We start from the raw sequence: 712 nt of genomic DNA, 5'->3' as shown, positions 1-712 counted from the left end.
GTAAAAACCTACACCATAAAAGTGCTCAGGCTTTCTGCGCCGCCAACGATTCAGGCCACTAATCTTACTTTTACCAATACAACGGGAACCGCAACGACAGTGAACTTTACAAAAGGGAACGGAGCGATGAGAGCTGTATTTATGCGTCTAGGTACAGATGACGGCCCTACACCTGTACCGGATAATGTATTTCTTAGGGAAAACATTGTTTTTGGTCAGGGAGGTCAGATCGGTACAACAGGCTGGTATCTCATTTATTATATGGCAGGCAATGTTGGTCTGGATGTCAAGGGTCTAATGCCCGGAACAACTTATCAGGTCATGATTATGGAGTTAAATACGAGTAGTAGTTATCCATCCTATTTAACCACAACCAGCACTGGTAATCGGGCAACAGTCACTACACTGAGTAATGTCGCTACTTTAAGTAATGTGAGTCTGAGTGCCGGGGCGTTGAGTACCGTTTTCTCCCCGGAAACTACAGTTTATACGGCTAAAGTGCCTAACGGAGCTAGCAGTATAACGTTAACACCAGTTACGACTGATAGCCATGCGACCATAAAAGTCAATGGGACAGTAGTGGCCAGCGGAGATCCTTCCCAAAAAATAGATTTGGCCTCTGGAGCGAGTACTATTGTTATTACAATAGAAGTTTTAGCTCAGGATGGTACAGCAAAAACCTATACGGTAACAGTCGAAAAAAGTAGTTTAG

Annotated in this window: 1 protein-coding gene; it reads left to right on the top strand. The window is 44.0% G+C overall.

All coding sequences use genetic code 11. The features are described from left to right. Positions 1-712, top strand: a 712-nt coding sequence (locus JO950_RS21955) for a cadherin-like beta sandwich domain-containing protein (RefSeq protein ID WP_202704545.1), incomplete at both ends; no start/stop codon positions are given.

The sequence above is a fragment of the Flavobacterium sp. UGB4466 genome (genome assembly GCF_903469665.1).
Taxonomy (GTDB): Bacteria; Bacteroidota; Bacteroidia; order Flavobacteriales; family Flavobacteriaceae; genus Flavobacterium; species Flavobacterium lipolyticum.
This window is presented reverse-complemented; position numbering and strand designations above follow the sequence as displayed.